At 57.0% G+C, this 14,941-nt stretch carries 16 protein-coding genes; 11 read left to right on the forward strand and 5 right to left on the reverse strand.

Features of this window, described 5'->3' with window-relative positions:
* The first annotated feature begins 73 nt into the window (after positions 1 to 73).
* Positions 74 to 427, forward strand: a complete 354-nt coding sequence (locus ASC85_RS30730; RefSeq protein WP_082534297.1) for a CPCC family cysteine-rich protein — start codon at positions 74 to 76, stop codon at positions 425 to 427.
* Between the two features lie 142 nt (positions 428 to 569).
* Here ASC85_RS30730 and ASC85_RS02700 read toward each other — a convergent pair whose 3' ends face one another.
* Positions 570 to 2,429: an ABC transporter ATP-binding protein gene (locus ASC85_RS02700; RefSeq protein ID WP_057448145.1), complete on the reverse strand. Its 1,860-nt coding sequence runs from the start codon at positions 2,427 to 2,429 to the stop codon at positions 570 to 572.
* 171 nt (positions 2,430 to 2,600) lie between these two features.
* On the opposite strand from ASC85_RS02700, the gene ASC85_RS02705 reads away from it, so the two are divergent.
* The 3 genes from ASC85_RS02705 (at position 2,601) to ASC85_RS02715 (ending at position 4,308) form a co-directional block, all read left to right on the forward strand.
* On the forward strand, positions 2,601 to 2,903 hold the full coding sequence (locus ASC85_RS02705) for an ArsR/SmtB family transcription factor (RefSeq protein ID WP_046062264.1): 303 nt from the start codon (positions 2,601 to 2,603) through the stop codon (positions 2,901 to 2,903).
* A 62-nt stretch (positions 2,904 to 2,965) separates the two neighbouring features.
* On the forward strand, positions 2,966 to 3,940 hold the full coding sequence (locus ASC85_RS02710; protein WP_057448146.1) for a zinc-dependent alcohol dehydrogenase family protein: 975 nt from the start codon (positions 2,966 to 2,968) through the stop codon (positions 3,938 to 3,940).
* A 41-nt stretch (positions 3,941 to 3,981) separates the two neighbouring features.
* The gene (locus ASC85_RS02715) at positions 3,982 to 4,308 is read left to right on the forward strand and encodes an antibiotic biosynthesis monooxygenase family protein (protein WP_027912269.1); all 327 of its coding nucleotides are present in this window, start codon (positions 3,982 to 3,984) and stop codon (positions 4,306 to 4,308) included.
* Positions 4,309 to 4,314: 6 nt separating this feature from the next.
* On the opposite strand, the gene ASC85_RS02720 is transcribed toward ASC85_RS02715, so the two are convergent.
* Together ASC85_RS02720 and ASC85_RS02725 are read right to left on the reverse strand one after the other, a co-directional pair.
* Positions 4,315 to 5,274, reverse strand: a complete 960-nt coding sequence (locus tag ASC85_RS02720; protein WP_057448147.1) for a hypothetical protein — start codon at positions 5,272 to 5,274, stop codon at positions 4,315 to 4,317.
* A gap of 115 nt (positions 5,275 to 5,389) precedes the next feature.
* Positions 5,390 to 6,274, reverse strand: coding sequence for a LysR family transcriptional regulator (locus ASC85_RS02725; protein ID WP_057448148.1), 885 nt, complete (start codon positions 6,272 to 6,274; stop codon positions 5,390 to 5,392).
* 114 nt (positions 6,275 to 6,388) lie between these two features.
* On the opposite strand from ASC85_RS02725, the gene argC reads away from it, so the two are divergent.
* Entirely contained in the window at positions 6,389 to 7,318 is a 930-nt protein-coding gene (argC, locus tag ASC85_RS02730; RefSeq protein ID WP_057448149.1) for an N-acetyl-gamma-glutamyl-phosphate reductase, read from the forward strand.
* A 28-nt stretch (positions 7,319 to 7,346) separates the two neighbouring features.
* On the opposite strand, the gene ASC85_RS02735 is transcribed toward argC, so the two are convergent.
* Positions 7,347 to 8,138 carry a response regulator transcription factor gene (locus tag ASC85_RS02735; RefSeq protein WP_041475960.1) on the reverse strand — a complete coding sequence of 264 codons (792 nt, stop codon included), beginning with the start codon at positions 8,136 to 8,138 and terminating at the stop codon, positions 7,347 to 7,349.
* Positions 8,139 to 8,276: 138 nt separating this feature from the next.
* Between ASC85_RS02735 and ASC85_RS02740 the strand changes: the two genes are divergently transcribed.
* The 3 genes from ASC85_RS02740 to ASC85_RS02750 all read left to right on the forward strand — a co-directional run bounded on the left by ASC85_RS02740 (position 8,277) and on the right by ASC85_RS02750 (position 11,600).
* Entirely contained in the window at positions 8,277 to 9,380 is a 1,104-nt protein-coding gene (locus ASC85_RS02740; protein ID WP_057448150.1) for a polyamine ABC transporter substrate-binding protein, read from the forward strand.
* Between the two features lie 162 nt (positions 9,381 to 9,542).
* On the forward strand, positions 9,543 to 10,871 hold the full coding sequence (gene tssI, locus ASC85_RS02745; protein WP_057448151.1) for a type VI secretion system tip protein TssI/VgrG: 1,329 nt from the start codon (positions 9,543 to 9,545) through the stop codon (positions 10,869 to 10,871).
* 267 nt (positions 10,872 to 11,138) lie between these two features.
* Positions 11,139 to 11,600 (forward strand): GNAT family N-acetyltransferase, encoded by a 462-nt coding sequence (locus ASC85_RS02750; RefSeq protein ID WP_057448152.1) that lies wholly within the window; start codon positions 11,139 to 11,141, stop codon positions 11,598 to 11,600.
* Between the two features lie 185 nt (positions 11,601 to 11,785).
* Here ASC85_RS02750 and ASC85_RS02755 read toward each other — a convergent pair whose 3' ends face one another.
* A complete protein-coding gene (locus ASC85_RS02755) occupies positions 11,786 to 12,682 on the reverse strand; it encodes a LysR family transcriptional regulator (protein WP_003201254.1) in 897 nt (298 codons plus the stop codon).
* A gap of 163 nt (positions 12,683 to 12,845) precedes the next feature.
* On the opposite strand from ASC85_RS02755, the gene ASC85_RS02760 reads away from it, so the two are divergent.
* The 3 genes from ASC85_RS02760 to ASC85_RS02770 all read left to right on the forward strand — a co-directional run bounded on the left by ASC85_RS02760 (position 12,846) and on the right by ASC85_RS02770 (position 14,939).
* The gene (locus ASC85_RS02760) at positions 12,846 to 13,484 is read left to right on the forward strand and encodes a hydrolase (protein ID WP_003201256.1); all 639 of its coding nucleotides are present in this window, start codon (positions 12,846 to 12,848) and stop codon (positions 13,482 to 13,484) included.
* A 122-nt stretch (positions 13,485 to 13,606) separates the two neighbouring features.
* On the forward strand, positions 13,607 to 14,149 hold the full coding sequence (locus tag ASC85_RS02765; protein ID WP_057448240.1) for a dihydrofolate reductase family protein: 543 nt from the start codon (positions 13,607 to 13,609) through the stop codon (positions 14,147 to 14,149).
* Between the two features lie 76 nt (positions 14,150 to 14,225).
* Positions 14,226 to 14,939, forward strand: a complete 714-nt coding sequence (locus tag ASC85_RS02770; RefSeq protein WP_057448153.1) for a class I SAM-dependent methyltransferase — start codon at positions 14,226 to 14,228, stop codon at positions 14,937 to 14,939.
* Positions 14,940 to 14,941 lie beyond the last annotated feature (2 nt).

The raw sequence follows: 14,941 nt of genomic DNA on the forward strand, positions 1-14,941 counted from the left end.
CCGACCCATTGCAACCGTTCAGCATGTGGCTAAAATCGACCAAGAATAGACTGCCACCCATAAGTGAAAACTGATGTTTACCTGCCCATGCTGCGGATATGCAGTCTTCGAGGAACACCCAGGGTCATACGACATTTGCCCAATTTGCTTCTGGGAGGATGACGTGTTCCAACTCTATTACCCTCACCAGGTGGATGGACCGAATAGATGTAGCTTGATCGAGGCGCAGGTCAATTTCGTCCAATTCGGTGCCTGCGAGCGAACCATGTTGAAGAATGTGCGAATGGTTAGCGATAGCGATATGCGGGATGGTGAGTGGTTCCCACTCTGGACTCGCCGAGTCGCCATTCCAGATCCCGACTCCGACAACCAGCATCCTCAACACATGAAGTCGAAGTTCGACCTCTACTATTGGCTGCGAACCTAGCAGCGCAAATTGGCGTACTAAGTCCAAATTGGTCGGAAGCAGTCTATTCCAAACGGCTGCTTTTGGCCGAAAGCTGCCCGTTGTGAAGGACAAGCTTCCGACCCAAAACACCCACTTGCAGATCACCCCAGGCCCTTCACGCTCACACCTGATCCATCGCCTCGCCCACCCCCCGATCCTCACCCAGGAACCCGCCACTCTGATGGTGCCACAGCCGCGCATAAATACCGTTCTTGGCGAGCAATTCAGCGTGAGTACCCTGTTCAATAATGCGCCCATCATCCATGACAATCAGTCGATCCATCGCCGCGATCGTGGACAGCCGATGGGCGATGGCGATGACGGTTTTGCCCTGCATCATTTCATCGAGGCTTTCCTGGATGGCCACTTCGACTTCCGAATCCAGCGCGCTGGTCGCCTCGTCGAGGAGCAGGATCGGGGCGTTCTTGAGCATCACTCGGGCAATCGCGATGCGTTGGCGCTGACCGCCCGACAGCTTGATGCCGCGCTCGCCCACCAAGGTGTCGTAGCCGCTGTGACCTTGGCGGTCACTCAGTTGGCTGATGAACTCATCGGCCTGGGCATTGGCCGCGGCGCGGCGGATTTGTGCGTCGTTCGCATCGGGGCGGCCGTAGGCGATGTTGTCGCGAATGGAGCGGTGCAGCAGGGACGTATCCTGGGTGACCATGCCGATGGCGCTGCGCAGGCTGTCTTGCGTCACGCGCGCGATGTCTTGCCCGTCAATGCGGATCTGCCCGCTGTCGACATCATAGAAGCGCAGCAGCAAGTTGATGAGCGTGGATTTGCCCGCGCCGGAGCGGCCTACCAGGCCGATTTTCTCGCCCGGGCGAATGTCCAGGCTCAGGCCATCGAGCACCTGGCGTTCACCGTTGTAGTTGAAGCTCACATCGTCGAAGGTGACGGCTCCGCCGGAGGTCACCAGCACCCCGGCGTCCGGCGCGTCCTGCACCTTGGGGCCGCGGGTCAGGGTGGCCATGCCGTCCTGCACGGTGCCGATGCTCTCGAACAGCGAGGTCATTTGCCACATGATCCAGTGCGACATGCCGTTGATACGCAACGCCATGGCGGTAATCGCCGCCACAGCACCGGCGCCGACGTCGCCCTGGTGCCACAGCCAAAGGGCATAACCGCCTGCAGCCATGATCAACCCCACCACCAACGCTTGGTTGACGATTTCGAATTGGCTGACCAGGCGCATCTGGCGAAAGCCGGTCTGCTTGAAGTCCTCCATGGCTGCGCGCGCGAAGTGCGCTTCGCGGTTGGAATGGGAGAACAGCTTCACGGTGGTGATGTTGGTGTAGGCGTCCGAGATACGTCCGGTCATCGAGGAGCGCGCATGGGCCTGTTCCTGCCCGACTTTCCCCAAGCGGGGCACGAAGTAGAGCATGGCCAGCCCGAACAACACGATCCAGGCAATGAACGGCAGCATCAGTTTCAGGGCGAAGCCGCCGGCCAATGCGATGATCGCAATGAAGTACACACCGATGCCGGGTGCGATCTCGATCAGGGTGAACAGCACGTCGCGCACGGCCAGCGCAGTCTGCATCACCTTGGTGGTGACCCGGCCGGAGAACTCATCGGAAAAGAACGAAAGGCTCTGCCGCAGCATCAGGCGGTGGAAGTCCCAACGCAGCCGCAACGGCAGATTGATCGCCAATACCTGGTGCTGCACCATGGTTCGCAAAGCCACCAGCCCGATGCTGGCCACCATGACGATGCCCATGCCCCACAGCACGCGACTTTCCTGCGCCGCCGCCTCACCACCGGCTTGCCAGGTTGAGAGCAGATCCACGACCTGACCGAGGAAGGAAAACAGCCAGGCTTCGTAGATCGACACAGCTGCGCTGAGCAGCGCAAACGCAAGGATGTAACCGCGGGCGCCCCGTGTGCACGCCCACAGAAACCGCGCCAGGCCTTGGGGTGGCGGCGGAACCTCGTCGGGTGGGAAGGGGTCGAGTCTTTGTTCAAACACGCGAAGCATGGTGGTCTCCAAAACGATCAATTGAGGAGATTCTGCCATTTAAAGGTGGCTTTGAGGGTTATGTGGAGTGGTGGGTATGGTTCTATTGGCATGCTGCTCAAGATATCGGGTTGCCGTGAGGGGAGCTAAGCTACGTATTGACATATCGAAAAATCTCGATATTCTCGAGGCATGGAATTGATCGAAATATTCAAAGCACTCTCAAACCCTACACGCCTGCAAATCTTGAAAGGCTTGAAGGATCCCGCAAAGAACTTCCCTCCACAGGATGAAGGTGACGTTCTCACGGTGGGTGTCTGCGTCAGCAGTATTCAAGAAGGTATCGGACTGTCGCAGTCAACGGTGTCTGGTTACCTTGCAACGCTGCAACGAGTGGGCTTGGTCGAAGTCCGGCGCATCGGTCAGTGGACCTACTACAAGCGCAATGAAGCAACCATCAGGGCGCTTGCCGAGGTCATAGGGAAAGAGCTGTAATTTTTTACCGTAGTATATCGAGATATCTCGATATTCCTTTTTGTAGATTCGAGGATTTTACGATGAAAGCAATGGTACTTAAATCATTCGGCGGGTCGGGATCGTTCGAACTCCGCGATGTGCCCAAGCCTGTGCCGCACACCGGACAAGTCCTGGTCCGGGTACACGCAACCTCCATCAATCCGTTGGATTACCAGGTTCGACGCGGCGATTATCCCGACCTGGTGCAACTGCCGGCCATTACCGGACACGATGTATCGGGCGTCGTCGAAGAAGTTGGGCCAGGCGTGACAACCTTCGCCCCAGGAGACGAAGTCTGGTACACCCCGCAAATATTTGACGGGCCAGGCAGTTATGCCGAGTACCACGTTGCTGCTGAAAGCATCATTGGGAAGAAGCCCCCCTCGCTAAGCCATCTAGAGGCGGCGAGCCTGAGTTTGGTTGGCGGGACGGTGTGGGAAGCATTGATCGTGCGTGCGGCGCTCAGAGTGGGGGAAAGCATTCTGATCCACGGCGGAGCGGGAGGCGTCGGTCATGTGGCGATCCAGATGGCAAAAGCCATGGGGGCACGGGTGTTCACGACCGTGCGCGAGATAAACGCTGAGTTCGTGCGAAGTCTGGGGGCCGACGTGGTCATCGACTATGAAAAGGAGGATTACGTCGACGCCATCATGCGGGAAACGGGTGGCCGCGGCGTTGATGTTGTGTTCGACACCATCGGCGGCAATACCTTGTCGCGCAGCCCCGACGCGCTGGCACAGCTTGGCCGCGTTGTCACGATCGTGGACATTGCACAGCCACAAAACGTTGTTCAGGCCTGGGGCAAGAACGCGAGTTATCACTTCGTTTTCACAAGACAGAACCGCGGCAAGCTCGATGAGTTGAGCGCATTGGTCGAGCGAGGTCAGCTGCGGCCACATGTTGGCGCCGTCTATTCGCTTGCCGACATTGCGCTCGCCCATGCCCGGTTGGAGAGTCCCAACAACGGCGTTCGAGGAAAAATCGCGATAGCAGTCGAGCCATCGCTCATCTCGTAAGTGCGTACTGTTAACCGTTCAAGTCATGCTCGAGGAACGCCATGATTTATGAGATCGCTCTGCTCCCCATTCACAAAGAACGCATTGAAATGTTCAGGCGTGCATTTGCCGAGGTCGCTCCTTTGCTCACCCGCGCAAAGGGTTACTGCGGTCACCTGCTAGCGCAAGGGATTGAGTCCCCCCAACAATTCAACCTGATCGTGCGATGGCAATCGCTCGAGGATCACACGCCGGGTTTCGAAGAGAGTGAAGACCATCGGATGTTCATGATGGGTTTGGAGGACTATTTTTCGGAAGAACCGAGGGTCTACCATATTGACGGGACAGCGTCCTGCTCACCGTTTCTGACCGAGCAGTGGTCGAATTGACCGCCCTCAGGGATTGGAGCTCATCCGGCCCCGGATCGCCATGCGCAGACAACCCCAGGCGATGAATCCGATGATCAACACCTCGGCCATGCCCACCAGCATGTTGAATGAGAAGGTGAGCGGTTGCTCGGCCCAGTAGAAGGTTGTCGTGCCCGTTCGACCGCCAACACGCAGCCGCCCGGCAAACAGAGCGGGCACCAATGCGATGACGCGACTCAGCTCCAATAGTGCCAGGAAAACACCCATTAGAAGGAGCAGGGCGCGTGCGGGCGTGCCGAGTTTTTCGGTGACCTGATGGGAAGGCGTGAGCCCCTTGGCTTTGCGCTGCCTGGCTTCCCTCACCGCTTTACCGCTGGTTGGGGCTGGAGCAGGCTTGTAGGTTGCCTTCTTCACACCCGCCGCCGAGCCCACCACGACTTCGGTGGGCACTGCCACGTTCAGGTAGTCGGCCAGCTCACGCAGCCATACGTTGGTGCATTGACTTCCCGGTACCACCGGAACGTTGTCGGTCGTCAGGCGGTGCTCGGTGCCATCGCGCATCACCAGCCACAGTTGGGTGTAGGCCGGCTTGGCATCCGGGTGGTGGCGAAGTTCGAGGCATTTTGGGGTATCGATTCTAAACACCGAATGCACACGCTCGCGGCGCCCAAAAAAGTTTCGGGTGCGGCGCTTGCCTTCACCGTCGCGTCGCGATAACAGCAAGGTCTCGCGGATGCCGGTGTACACCATCAGGAGGAGGCCGAGTGCAGGAATCAGCAGCAGCCCGAGCACGATCAGCAGTGAAGTCAGCGGATCCAGGTCAGTCAGGGGCGAGCCTTCATCAGAGGTCACAAACACGGCGAACGCCACCGGCAAGATGAAGGCTAGCGCGCCGGTCAGCAGCACGAAGGCGCTCTGCACCAGATTGCGCGAGTGGATGTGCAGGTCATCCTGCGCGGTGCGCTCGAACCGATGTCCAAACAACATGCAGATCTCCTGGTGCGCCGCTTTTAGATCGATCAAGGGGACGTGACAATCGGTTGTACGCCGCAGACCTGGATCGTGTTTTACGCCGCGCAGAATACCTCATGCCCAGACAAAATCACTCCGCGCTCAACTCCCACAACACATCCAGCACATGTTGCGTAGGTCGTTCGATCTCCTGACTGCGGTGGGCAATACCCAGTTGACGCCACAATAAGGGCTTTAATGGCCGCATGACGATCCTGTTATCGAGCAATGGCGTGGCCGCCTCATGGGGCAACAGCGTCGCACCATATCCCGCCGCCACCAGGCTTTTGATCGCGTCGTTGTAGTTCAGTTGAATGCGCGGCGCAGGCTGCTGCCCATCACTGGCGAACCACTCCGCCGTCAAGCGCGAAAGACGTGTGGTGGCGTCATTCAATATCAACGGCTGAGCGGCCAACCAAGCGGGGGTCACAACCTTCGGGGGCTCCCAGCGAGCCGGCAGGAACGCCATGACCGGGTCCCGTCGCCACGGCTCGATCCGCAGGCCCTTCACCGGCGGCTGTGGCAGTGCGACCAAGCCAATCTCCAAGGAGCCTTCGGCAAGCCTCTTCAAGGTTTCCTGGGAGGTGAGCACCGCGACCTGCACATCGATCGCGGGGTGGCGTTGGCTCAGTGTTTCCAAAGCGTTCGGTAGCAACTGGGCGATGGCCCCCGTGGAGGCGCCTAGCCGCACTCGCCCGGCCAATCCCTGTACCTGACGCTCCACGTCTTCAAGCGCCTGCTCCGCATCCGCCAACAGACGCCGCGCGCGCTCCACCAGTGTGTTCCCTATCGCTGAGGGCTGAACGCGCCCACGTGTGCGCGACAACAGCTTGCCGCCCACCCGCGACTCCAGGTCGGCGATATGCAGGCTGACGGTGGGTGGCGCAAGGTGCAGCACACGCGCCGCCTCGGCAAACGACCCGAGGTCGGCAATCGCCACCAATGTGCGCAGACGGTCCAGGCTGATTTCCCGCATAAAGGAATCCTTGTTCAGAAAAACTGAATCTGAGTGTTTATAAATTCAACTTTTCCTATCTTAGCGTCTCGCTGAACATTGGAGCTCCTGATTTCCAATGTCCGAGAGCATTCCATGGCAAGTCCCCTTGTATTCATCGATGGCGACCAAGGCACCACCGGGCTGCAAATCCATCAACGTCTGCGCGAGCGCAGCGATCTGCGGCTTTTCACACTCAGCCCCGAACATCGCAAGGATTCGCAACGTCGCGCCGAAGCCATCAACCACTGCGACATCGCGATTCTCTGCTTGCCCGACCAAGCCGCCCGCGACGCTGTAGCGACCATCGAAAACTCCGCCGTTCGGGTGATCGATGCGAGTTCGGCGCACCGCACCCACCCAGACTGGACCTATGGTTTCGCAGAGATGAATCCGCAACAGGCCCAACGCATCGCCGCCGCGCGTCGGGTCAGCAATCCCGGTTGCTACCCAACGGGGGCGATCGGGTTGCTGCGCCCATTGCTGGAGGCCGGATTGGTGCCCAGGGATTACCCGATGAGCATTCATGCCGTGTCGGGTTATTCCGGAAAAGGACGGACCGGCGTGGAAGAGCATGAGGGTGCGGGCGCAGCGCAGGCGTCGGCATTTCAGGTCTATGGGCTGGGACTGGCACACAAGCATGTTCCGGAGATTCAGCAGCAAAGCGGGCTGACGGAGCGGCCGATGTTTGTGCCGGCCTATGGCGCTTTTCGGCAGGGGATCGTGCTGACCATACCCTTGCAAACCCGGTTGTTGGCGCCAGGCGTGAGCGCGGTGCAGTTGCATGCCTGTCTGATGCAGCACTACGCCGATGCGAGCCATGTACAGGTGATGTCGATGCAGGAAGCTAAAGAGTTGACGTCCCTTGATCCTCAAGCGCTTAACGGAACCGATGATTTGCGATTGTCGGTGTTTGAGAATGATGAGACCGGGCAGGTTTTGCTGGCTGCGGTGTTTGACAATCTTGGGAAGGGCGCCGCTGGCGCGGCGGTGCAGAATCTGGACTTGATGCTTGCAGGCGCATGACCGCGCAAATCGGCCTGATGCCCTGACTTTAATGGGTAGCGGGAGTATTTTGTTTGGGCATGAAGAATCGAGCAAACAGCTCAGATTGTGACTTGATATTTAATTTTGCGTAAATGTTGCGGCGGTGAACTTTTATGGTCTCCGCCGAGAGGGACAGCTTTCCGGCTATCTCTTTATTGGAGAAGCCGCTGAGCAATAAACGGAGCACGTCACTCTCGCGTGCTGTTATTTGTGTGCCAAGCTGATTGACCGTTTCCGGCCACAGAGGCGGCTCAGTCAGGGTTTTCTCTACATCAATTTCAAAACCCATGCGCTGATGCATCAATGCGGTTACCCACGGCTTGATGATGTCAAGCATGGTTATCTGTTCTTGGTTGAAACGGACTTTGCTGCCAATAGAAATGCACAACGTTCTGTCGGGGTCGAGCTGGACATTGTACTGTGCCTCATCCATGGAGATGTATTGTGCAAAATACTTGTGGTAGTACTCGGTTTCAAGAAAGTATTCCGGTGCAATGTCCAATAGGTGGAAGAAACCAGTTTGCGGGTTTTCTCGATTAGCTATATAAAACGGGTCCAGCAAGTAAAGACCTTTCACGTAGCGATGAACGAATGCGTCGACTTCTTCCGCATCGGCTACTTCAGGAAGGCTAACGACCTGCACGTGTTGATTGCTGAAAATCAATACAACCCAATTATCGATCTGTACATATTCATTTAATGTGCGAACAAGTGAACTCCAGAAATCTGGACGGTTCAGCTGCATGATCAGCTTCCCAATCGATCGATGCCAAGCCAGGCTGTGGAGGTCAAACGGCATTTTCTACCCCTTTAGGGTTAGGGATTCGCAGGTCAAAGGTAAGTATTCGTAGGTATTTACTATTCGGTAACACCCGGTATATTCGCTGCCAGGGTTTACGATAGCCATGAGGGCATATCGTCTTGACAAGGATGTTGCATGAGAAAGTCACATTTGCGAACCATTTTTTCCGCCTCGCTTCTCTGTGCAGGGATAAGCACATCAGTAGCGGCTGTAGAGCCCGGGATGTATCTGTATAACTGGTTCGGGTTGCTTGCGCCGGAGACGCCAAAGGAGTTTGAACAGGAAACTGGCACGAGCGTGCATATGGATGCGTTCGACAGCGCCGAAATCATGCAGAGCAAGGTCATGGCCGGGCGCACCGGGTATGACGTGGTTGTGGCGACCTCCAATGTGTTGCCCAGCCTGATCCAGGCGGGAGTCCTCCAGCCGTTGGATCGTAGTCAACTGAGTAACTTTTCACATATCGATCCTGAGCTCTTGGCCCAGCTCGCGGTCAATGACCCTGGTAACCGCTACGCCGTACCTTACCTATGGGGCACTACCGGCATTGGTTATGACGTTGACAAAGTCAGGGGCGCGTTGGGTGATAATGCTCCGGTGAATAGTTGGGACCTGATTTTCAAAGAAGAAAACATTAGTAAGCTCCAGTCGTGTGGTGTGGCAATGCTTGACTCTCCAAGTGAGATCATTTCCATTGCGTTGAATTACCTTGGACTCCCCAGCAACAGCAAGAACCCGGAGGATTACCAGAAAGCTCAGGCCTTGCTGTTGAAAATCCGTCCTTATGTCCTCTATTTCGACTCATCCAGAATCGACGCCGACCTGGCTGACGGCAATATTTGTGCAGTTGTGGGATGGGCTAATGGTGCCCTTGCTGCACAGGCCATCAACGAGAAGGCCAATACGGGGCGCAAGATCGCCTACAGCCTGCCTCGCGAAGGAGCGCTGTCCTGGTCGGAGAATCTGGTTTTGCTGAAAGATGCTCCTCATCCCAAAGAAGGTATGGCGTTCATTAATTATATGATGCGACCAGAAATTATCGCCAAGACCTCAAACCACACGCTATACCCAAACGCCAATAAAGATGCCACCGAGTTCGTCGAGCAGAAGCTGCGAGACAATCCTTGGATTTATCCAGACAAAAAAACGGTCGCAACACTTATTCCACTTGAGCCACTGCCATTGAAGTTGGAGCGGATTCGCACGCGGGTCTGGACCAAAGTGAAGAGTGGTGTCTGATCTGATCTGATCTGACTTGATTTGTATGTCTGGAAAGTAAGACGCAAACGCCGAGATACAGGGACGCTGGGCGGGTGGGTTAGTACCTGTTAATCCACCAGCCCAGTATTGCTTGGGGGCTTCCGGTCCTTTGCGCCGCCTTATGTAAGAAGAGAACAGCGGATGTTCAGCCCAGCCAATCAAACGCACTTCAGTTTGACCATCGACGGTTTTGAGCACGATTTTCAAGTGCTCGCATTCACTGGAGAAGAGGCAATCAGCAGGCCTTACCTCTTCAATGTGGAATTTGTTAGCGAGCGGTCTGACCTGGATCTCGAAAACCTCTTCGACGTAGAGGCTTTTCTGACCTTCGACTCGAAGGGCAACGGCATTCATGGGCGGGTCTACCACATCGCTCAAAGCAGTAACGGTGAGCGTTTGACGCGCTACAGGCTGGCCCTCGTACCGCACCTGTCCTACTTGCGCCATCGCATCAACCAGAGGATCTATCAACAGTTCTCGGTGCCGAAAATCGTCGCCTTGATACTGGAAGAGCACGGCATTCTGGGCGATGCCTATCGGTTTCATCTGGGGGCGACCTACCCCGAGCGTGACTACTGTACCCAGTACGACGAAACGGATTTGCACTTCATTCAGCGCTTGTGCGAAGAAGAGGGTATCCACTTTCACTTCCAGCACAGCACTCAAGGCCACGTGCTGGTCTTTGGCGATGATCAGTCGGTTTTTCCCAGTATTGGCCAACCCACTGCTTATAAGCATGAGAGCGATAGGGTGGCCAACGAGCCATTGATCAAACGCATCAACCTGCGTCTGGGACAGTTCACCAGTCGTATCTCGCCGCGCAATTATGATTTCGAGCAACAGCTGGACATTGAAAAAGATGACAGACCGGAGCGTTTCACCGGTCATGAGCACGGCAAGCAGATACGTCTTCGGACTATGGAGCGCCGCCATGCGGCCTATCGACAAGCCGAGGGGCAAAGTGACCAGGCTCGGTTAGTCAGCGGCCATGTGCTGGAAATCTCAGGCCATCCGCGCCAAGAGTGGAACACCCTATGGCTAATGACCCAGGTCATCCACGAAGGCCGGCAACCACAGGTATTGGGTGAGAACGTCGCCACTGACAACACTGGAAACGAAGATGACTTTCATCAGGGTTACCGCAATCGCTTTGTCGTTCTTCCGTGGAATGTTTCATATCGTCCGCCGTTGGCTCACAAGAAACCTCAGGTACCAAGCCTCCAGTCCGCTGTAGTCGTCGCTCTAGAAGGCGAGGGCATCCAGAGCGATCGGCGCTGCGGTCGGATCAAGGTCAAGTTCCCCTGGGACCGCGAAGATAGATTTGACGACAAGAGTCATTGTTGGCTGAAGGGAACCGCCGATTGGAGTTGTGAGATGGGGCCGCCTCGGACGGGCATGGAAGTCGTGGTCACATTTCTTGAGAATGACCCTGATCAGCCGGTGGTCAGCGGTTGTCTGTGTTGTCGCTAAGGGGGACAGACCATTACATTGATGTTACTGAGCGCCAGTTTTTGGCCGATTGCTGCCTGTCACAAGTGACTGCAATCGACTCTGGTGACCTTACGAACTGCCTTCGCTACGGATCACTCTATAGGCGCACATCGAAGAGCTTGCCTATGCCGCAGAGCGGTCTGCGCGGGTTATTCTGCGGCCACAAACGATCATATCGCAGCGTCGGTCGGATGCCTTTACTGTCTTCCCGAGCCGACATCACACAGACATTCGTCAGGATTTACCATGGGCGAAATACAAATGATCCGCCAAGCAGTTGCAGACGATGAAGTAGCAGTGCGTGCTTGTGCCGAGCAAGCGTATGCCCCGTATGTTTCGGTAATAGGACGAAAGCCTGCACCGATGTTAGCGGATTTCAGTGCTCAGATTGCAGCCGGTTTTGTGCACCTTTCAATCGGAGAACAAGACGAATTGCGAGGCTTCATCGTCTTCTTTCCTGTGGGTCAGCAGATGTTTCTCGAAAATGTAGCCGTGTCCAAAGCAGGTCGTGGGAAAGGGATCGGCAAAGCACTCATTCAATTTTGCGAGGCGCAGGCGACGCGCTTGGGCTTTGGTAGCGTTTGTCTCTATACGAATGTGAAGATGACCGACAATCTGTCAATTTATCCTCGACTTGGTTACGTCGAAGTCCAGCGGCGCTCGGAGGATGGATTTGATCGTGTCTACTTTGAAAAACGTTTGGGTTGACACTTTTTCAAGCTCAAAGTCGTGGTAACCACTGACTGCACATGGCCGATTTCTGCCTGCCGCGATTACCATGGATGCCTGCTTCAGCGCCCTCGCTGCCGGAGGTAAGGCAGACCTCATTGATGCAACGAACCGGGTTGTTCGATGAGTCGAGTCACGACGAGCATTGTGGTCGCTGTCATGCCTCAGACCGGCGGCAGCGCCGCAAGGTGTGGAGAGTCGCCGAAGTACTCGATCAGGAGTTCGGTGAGGACCCTTATCTTGCGTGCGGGATGCTGGCCTGACGGGCGGATGACATAGGCACCTGCCGGGGGCGGTGGATGACGCGTCATGATCGGCACCAGTGCCCCCGAGGCCACATGTTCAAAGGTGAGGCAATCGGGCAGGTAAGCGATTCCAAGGCCTGCTGTTGCCGCAGCGACTAACGCGATGCCGTTGTCGGCCTTGAAGCGGCCCTGCGGACGAACCGTGATGATCTTGTCCCCATCCATGAATTGCCAGGCTTCGGTGCTCTGCATCAGGGCCTGATGGGCGACAATCTCCTCCGGCGTCTCAGGTGATCCGTGCGCCTTGATGTAGTCCGGACTGGCGAGGAGCTTCCCATAGATCGGGCCGATGCGCCTTGCGATCAAGTTGGAGTCCTGAAGGTAGCCAACCCGTATCGCACAATCGTAACCCTCCGTGATGAGGTCAACGAAACGATCGCTGTAGCAGGTCTGGATATGAAGCTGGGGGTGGCGTCGTGCCATTTCCGCGAGCACGGGCGCGAAATGCGTCGGGCCGAAAGAGAGTGGTACGGCGACTCGCAAACGGCCACGAAGGGCTCCGGCGGGCAGGATCGTTTCCTTGGCTATGTCGATCTCGGCGCAGACTCTGGCGGCATAGTCGCGGAACGTAGCCCCGGCTTCAGTGAGAGCCGCCCCGCGTGTGGATCGTGCAAGCAGCTGGACGCCAAGTTCCGTTTCAAGCCGAACGAGCCTGCGACTGACGATCGATTTGGACACGCCAAGCCGAAGCGCGGCAGGTGAAATGCCCCCCGCATCAGCCACTTCGACGAAGGTCTGCAGCTCTTCAATGTCCATTCCGGCGTTCCCCATTTTGCGACACAGCTCGCCTCGCAATGCTACTACTGCACCGAATAGGGGAACAGCACAATGCTGCTTCCGGGCAACGTCGCCGCTGGTGCATGTCTCCCGGAAAATCATTTCTCCCACAAGCGTGGATTACCCATAAAAGGATTTGCCAATGGCAAGCGAGAATATCCGCAACCCGCAGACCGACCAACTCCTGTCCCCCGAGAACTCGGCATTGATCATCATCGACTACCAGCCGATCCAGGTCTCCTCGATTCGCTCGATGTCCCGTGACGAGCTCGTCTTCAACATAACGAGCGTCGCCAAGGCGGCGGTCAATTACAATCTTCCGATTATTCACTCGACCGTCAACGTCGCGACCGGCCGCAACAAACCACCGATCCAGGAACTGCAGGACGTGCTCGGCCATCTACCAACCTATGACCGCACCTCGATCAACAGCTGGGAAGACACAGAGTTCAAGCAGGCGGTCAAAGCGATCGGCCGCAGGAAGCTCATCATGACTGCGCTCTGGACCGAAGCATGCCTGACGTTCCCGGTACTCGACGCGATTCAGGAAGGTTATGAAGTCTATGTGCCAGTCGATGCGGTCGGCGGCACGTCACTGGCCGCGCACGAGGCGGCGTTGCGCCGAATGGAACAGGCGGGCGCGAAGCTCATCAGCCGCGTGCAGATGTACTGCGAACTCCAGCGCGACTGGGCGCGAGCGTTGACCGTTCCCGGCTTCATGGGTGTCTTCGATAACTTCGATGGTTTCAACGCCGAAAAGGCCCATGGAGGCACGCGCTAAGAACGCTTGACTGATACGTGATGAAAGTGGCGTTCGCGAATGCGGCCGCTACTTTCATTTCCATAATCGGCGTTGATGGTCTTGCATTGGTGCTCAAGCAAAACAACAAGGAACCCTCAAAAATGCCCACCGCCCACGTCTTCATCGCCACCAGCCTGGATGGCTTCATCGCTCGCCCCGACGGTGACATCGACTGGCTTCTACAACGCGACGACCCCTCCGAAGATCACGGCTACTCAGCCTTCATCGCCGACAAGGACGTGATCGTGATGGGGCGCGGGAGCTATGAAAAAGTGCTGACCTTCGACACCTGGTTCTACGACCGGCCCGTGGTGGTATTGTCCGAACAGTTGGCCGATTCGCCGGTGCCCGAGGCGTTGAAGGGCAAGCTGCGTTTCTCCAATCTGGCCCCCGAGGATTTGATGACGGAGCTGGCGAGCCAAGGCGTGCAGCGGGTCTATGTGGATGGCGGGCGGGTGGTGCAGTCGTTCCTGCGCGAGGGGTTGGTCACCGATATGGTGATCACCACCGTTCCCGTGTTGATCGGCTCGGGGCGGCCGTTGTTCGGCGGGCTTGAGCGGGATGTGGCTTTGAAACTGATATCCAGCCGCAGCTTTCCTTCGGGGCTGGTGCAGTCCACCTACCGAACAACCGGTGGGGCTTGACAGCCATGGGATACTCAAAGCGTAGCCACATCCATCGCGGCTTCAGCCCGTCACGACGCAAAGGAAGGTGCCCTCCATGCGCAATGAAGAACTCAAGGCCTTGTTCGATCAGCAGGCCGCCAGCTACGACAAACAATGGGCGGGAATGGCGCCCATTCGTGACGCCCTGTACACCCTGCTCGACGCGGTGTTCGCTGACTTACCGGAGAATGCCCGGATACTCTGTGTCGGTGTGGGCACCGGTGCGGAACTGGCCCACCTGGCCAAGCAGAACCCCGGCTGGCATTTCACCGCCGTTGACCCCTCGGACGCCATGCTCGATATCTGCCGGCAGAAAGCGGTACAAGAAGGCTTCCTTTCGCGTTGCAGCTTTCACCATGGTTACCTTGACGCGCTGCCTGCCGAGCCTGACCACGACGGCGCTACCTGTTTTCTGGTGTCTCAATTTTTGCTCGAGCCACAAGCCCGCATAGCGTTCTTCCACGAGATCGCTAGCCGGCTCAAGCCGGATGGAATACTGGCAAACGCCGACCTCGCCGCTGATACCGAATCACCTGCCTATGAGGCGCTACTGCGCAACTGGATGACGCTGATGTCCTCTGCAGGCGTACAGCCGGAAATGCTGCTGAAAGCTCGTGCCGCCTACGCCCGAGACGTGGCTATCCTGCCGACACAGCAGGTCGCCGGTCTCATCGAGACCGCTGGGTTCGAGGCGCCGGTACAGTTCTACCAGGCGGGGCTGATGCATGGGTGGTTTTGCCCGCGCAAGGCAGACATCGTCTTGAGTTAGAC

Source organism: Pseudomonas sp. Root401 (assembly GCF_001425105.1).
GTDB classification, from domain to species: Bacteria; Pseudomonadota; Gammaproteobacteria; order Pseudomonadales; family Pseudomonadaceae; genus Aquipseudomonas; species Aquipseudomonas brassicacearum.

Excerpts from the sequence above, each read along its gene's own strand:
- tssI (WP_057448151.1), top strand. The coding sequence starts at position 9,543 with ATGTTCAGCCCAGCCAATCAAACGCACTTCAGTTTGACCATCGACGGT.
- ASC85_RS02720 (WP_057448147.1), bottom strand. The coding sequence starts at position 5,274 with ATGTTGTTTGGACATCGGTTCGAGCGCACCGCGCAGGATGACCTGCAC.
- ASC85_RS02735 (WP_041475960.1), bottom strand. The coding sequence starts at position 8,138 with ATGCCGTTTGACCTCCACAGCCTGGCTTGGCATCGATCGATTGGGAAG.
- ASC85_RS02715 (WP_027912269.1), top strand. The coding sequence starts at position 3,982 with ATGATTTATGAGATCGCTCTGCTCCCCATTCACAAAGAACGCATTGAA.
- ASC85_RS02725 (WP_057448148.1), bottom strand. The coding sequence starts at position 6,274 with ATGCGGGAAATCAGCCTGGACCGTCTGCGCACATTGGTGGCGATTGCC.
- argC (WP_057448149.1), top strand. The coding sequence starts at position 6,389 with ATGGCAAGTCCCCTTGTATTCATCGATGGCGACCAAGGCACCACCGGG.
- ASC85_RS02710 (WP_057448146.1), top strand. The coding sequence starts at position 2,966 with ATGAAAGCAATGGTACTTAAATCATTCGGCGGGTCGGGATCGTTCGAA.
- ASC85_RS30730 (WP_082534297.1), top strand. The coding sequence starts at position 74 with ATGTTTACCTGCCCATGCTGCGGATATGCAGTCTTCGAGGAACACCCA.
- ASC85_RS02750 (WP_057448152.1), top strand. The coding sequence starts at position 11,139 with ATGGGCGAAATACAAATGATCCGCCAAGCAGTTGCAGACGATGAAGTA.
- ASC85_RS02760 (WP_003201256.1), top strand. The coding sequence starts at position 12,846 with ATGGCAAGCGAGAATATCCGCAACCCGCAGACCGACCAACTCCTGTCC.
- ASC85_RS02755 (WP_003201254.1), bottom strand. The coding sequence starts at position 12,682 with ATGGACATTGAAGAGCTGCAGACCTTCGTCGAAGTGGCTGATGCGGGG.
- ASC85_RS02700 (WP_057448145.1), bottom strand. The coding sequence starts at position 2,429 with ATGCTTCGCGTGTTTGAACAAAGACTCGACCCCTTCCCACCCGACGAG.
- ASC85_RS02740 (WP_057448150.1), top strand. The coding sequence starts at position 8,277 with ATGAGAAAGTCACATTTGCGAACCATTTTTTCCGCCTCGCTTCTCTGT.
- ASC85_RS02770 (WP_057448153.1), top strand. The coding sequence starts at position 14,226 with ATGCGCAATGAAGAACTCAAGGCCTTGTTCGATCAGCAGGCCGCCAGC.
- ASC85_RS02765 (WP_057448240.1), top strand. The coding sequence starts at position 13,607 with ATGCCCACCGCCCACGTCTTCATCGCCACCAGCCTGGATGGCTTCATC.
- ASC85_RS02705 (WP_046062264.1), top strand. The coding sequence starts at position 2,601 with ATGGAATTGATCGAAATATTCAAAGCACTCTCAAACCCTACACGCCTG.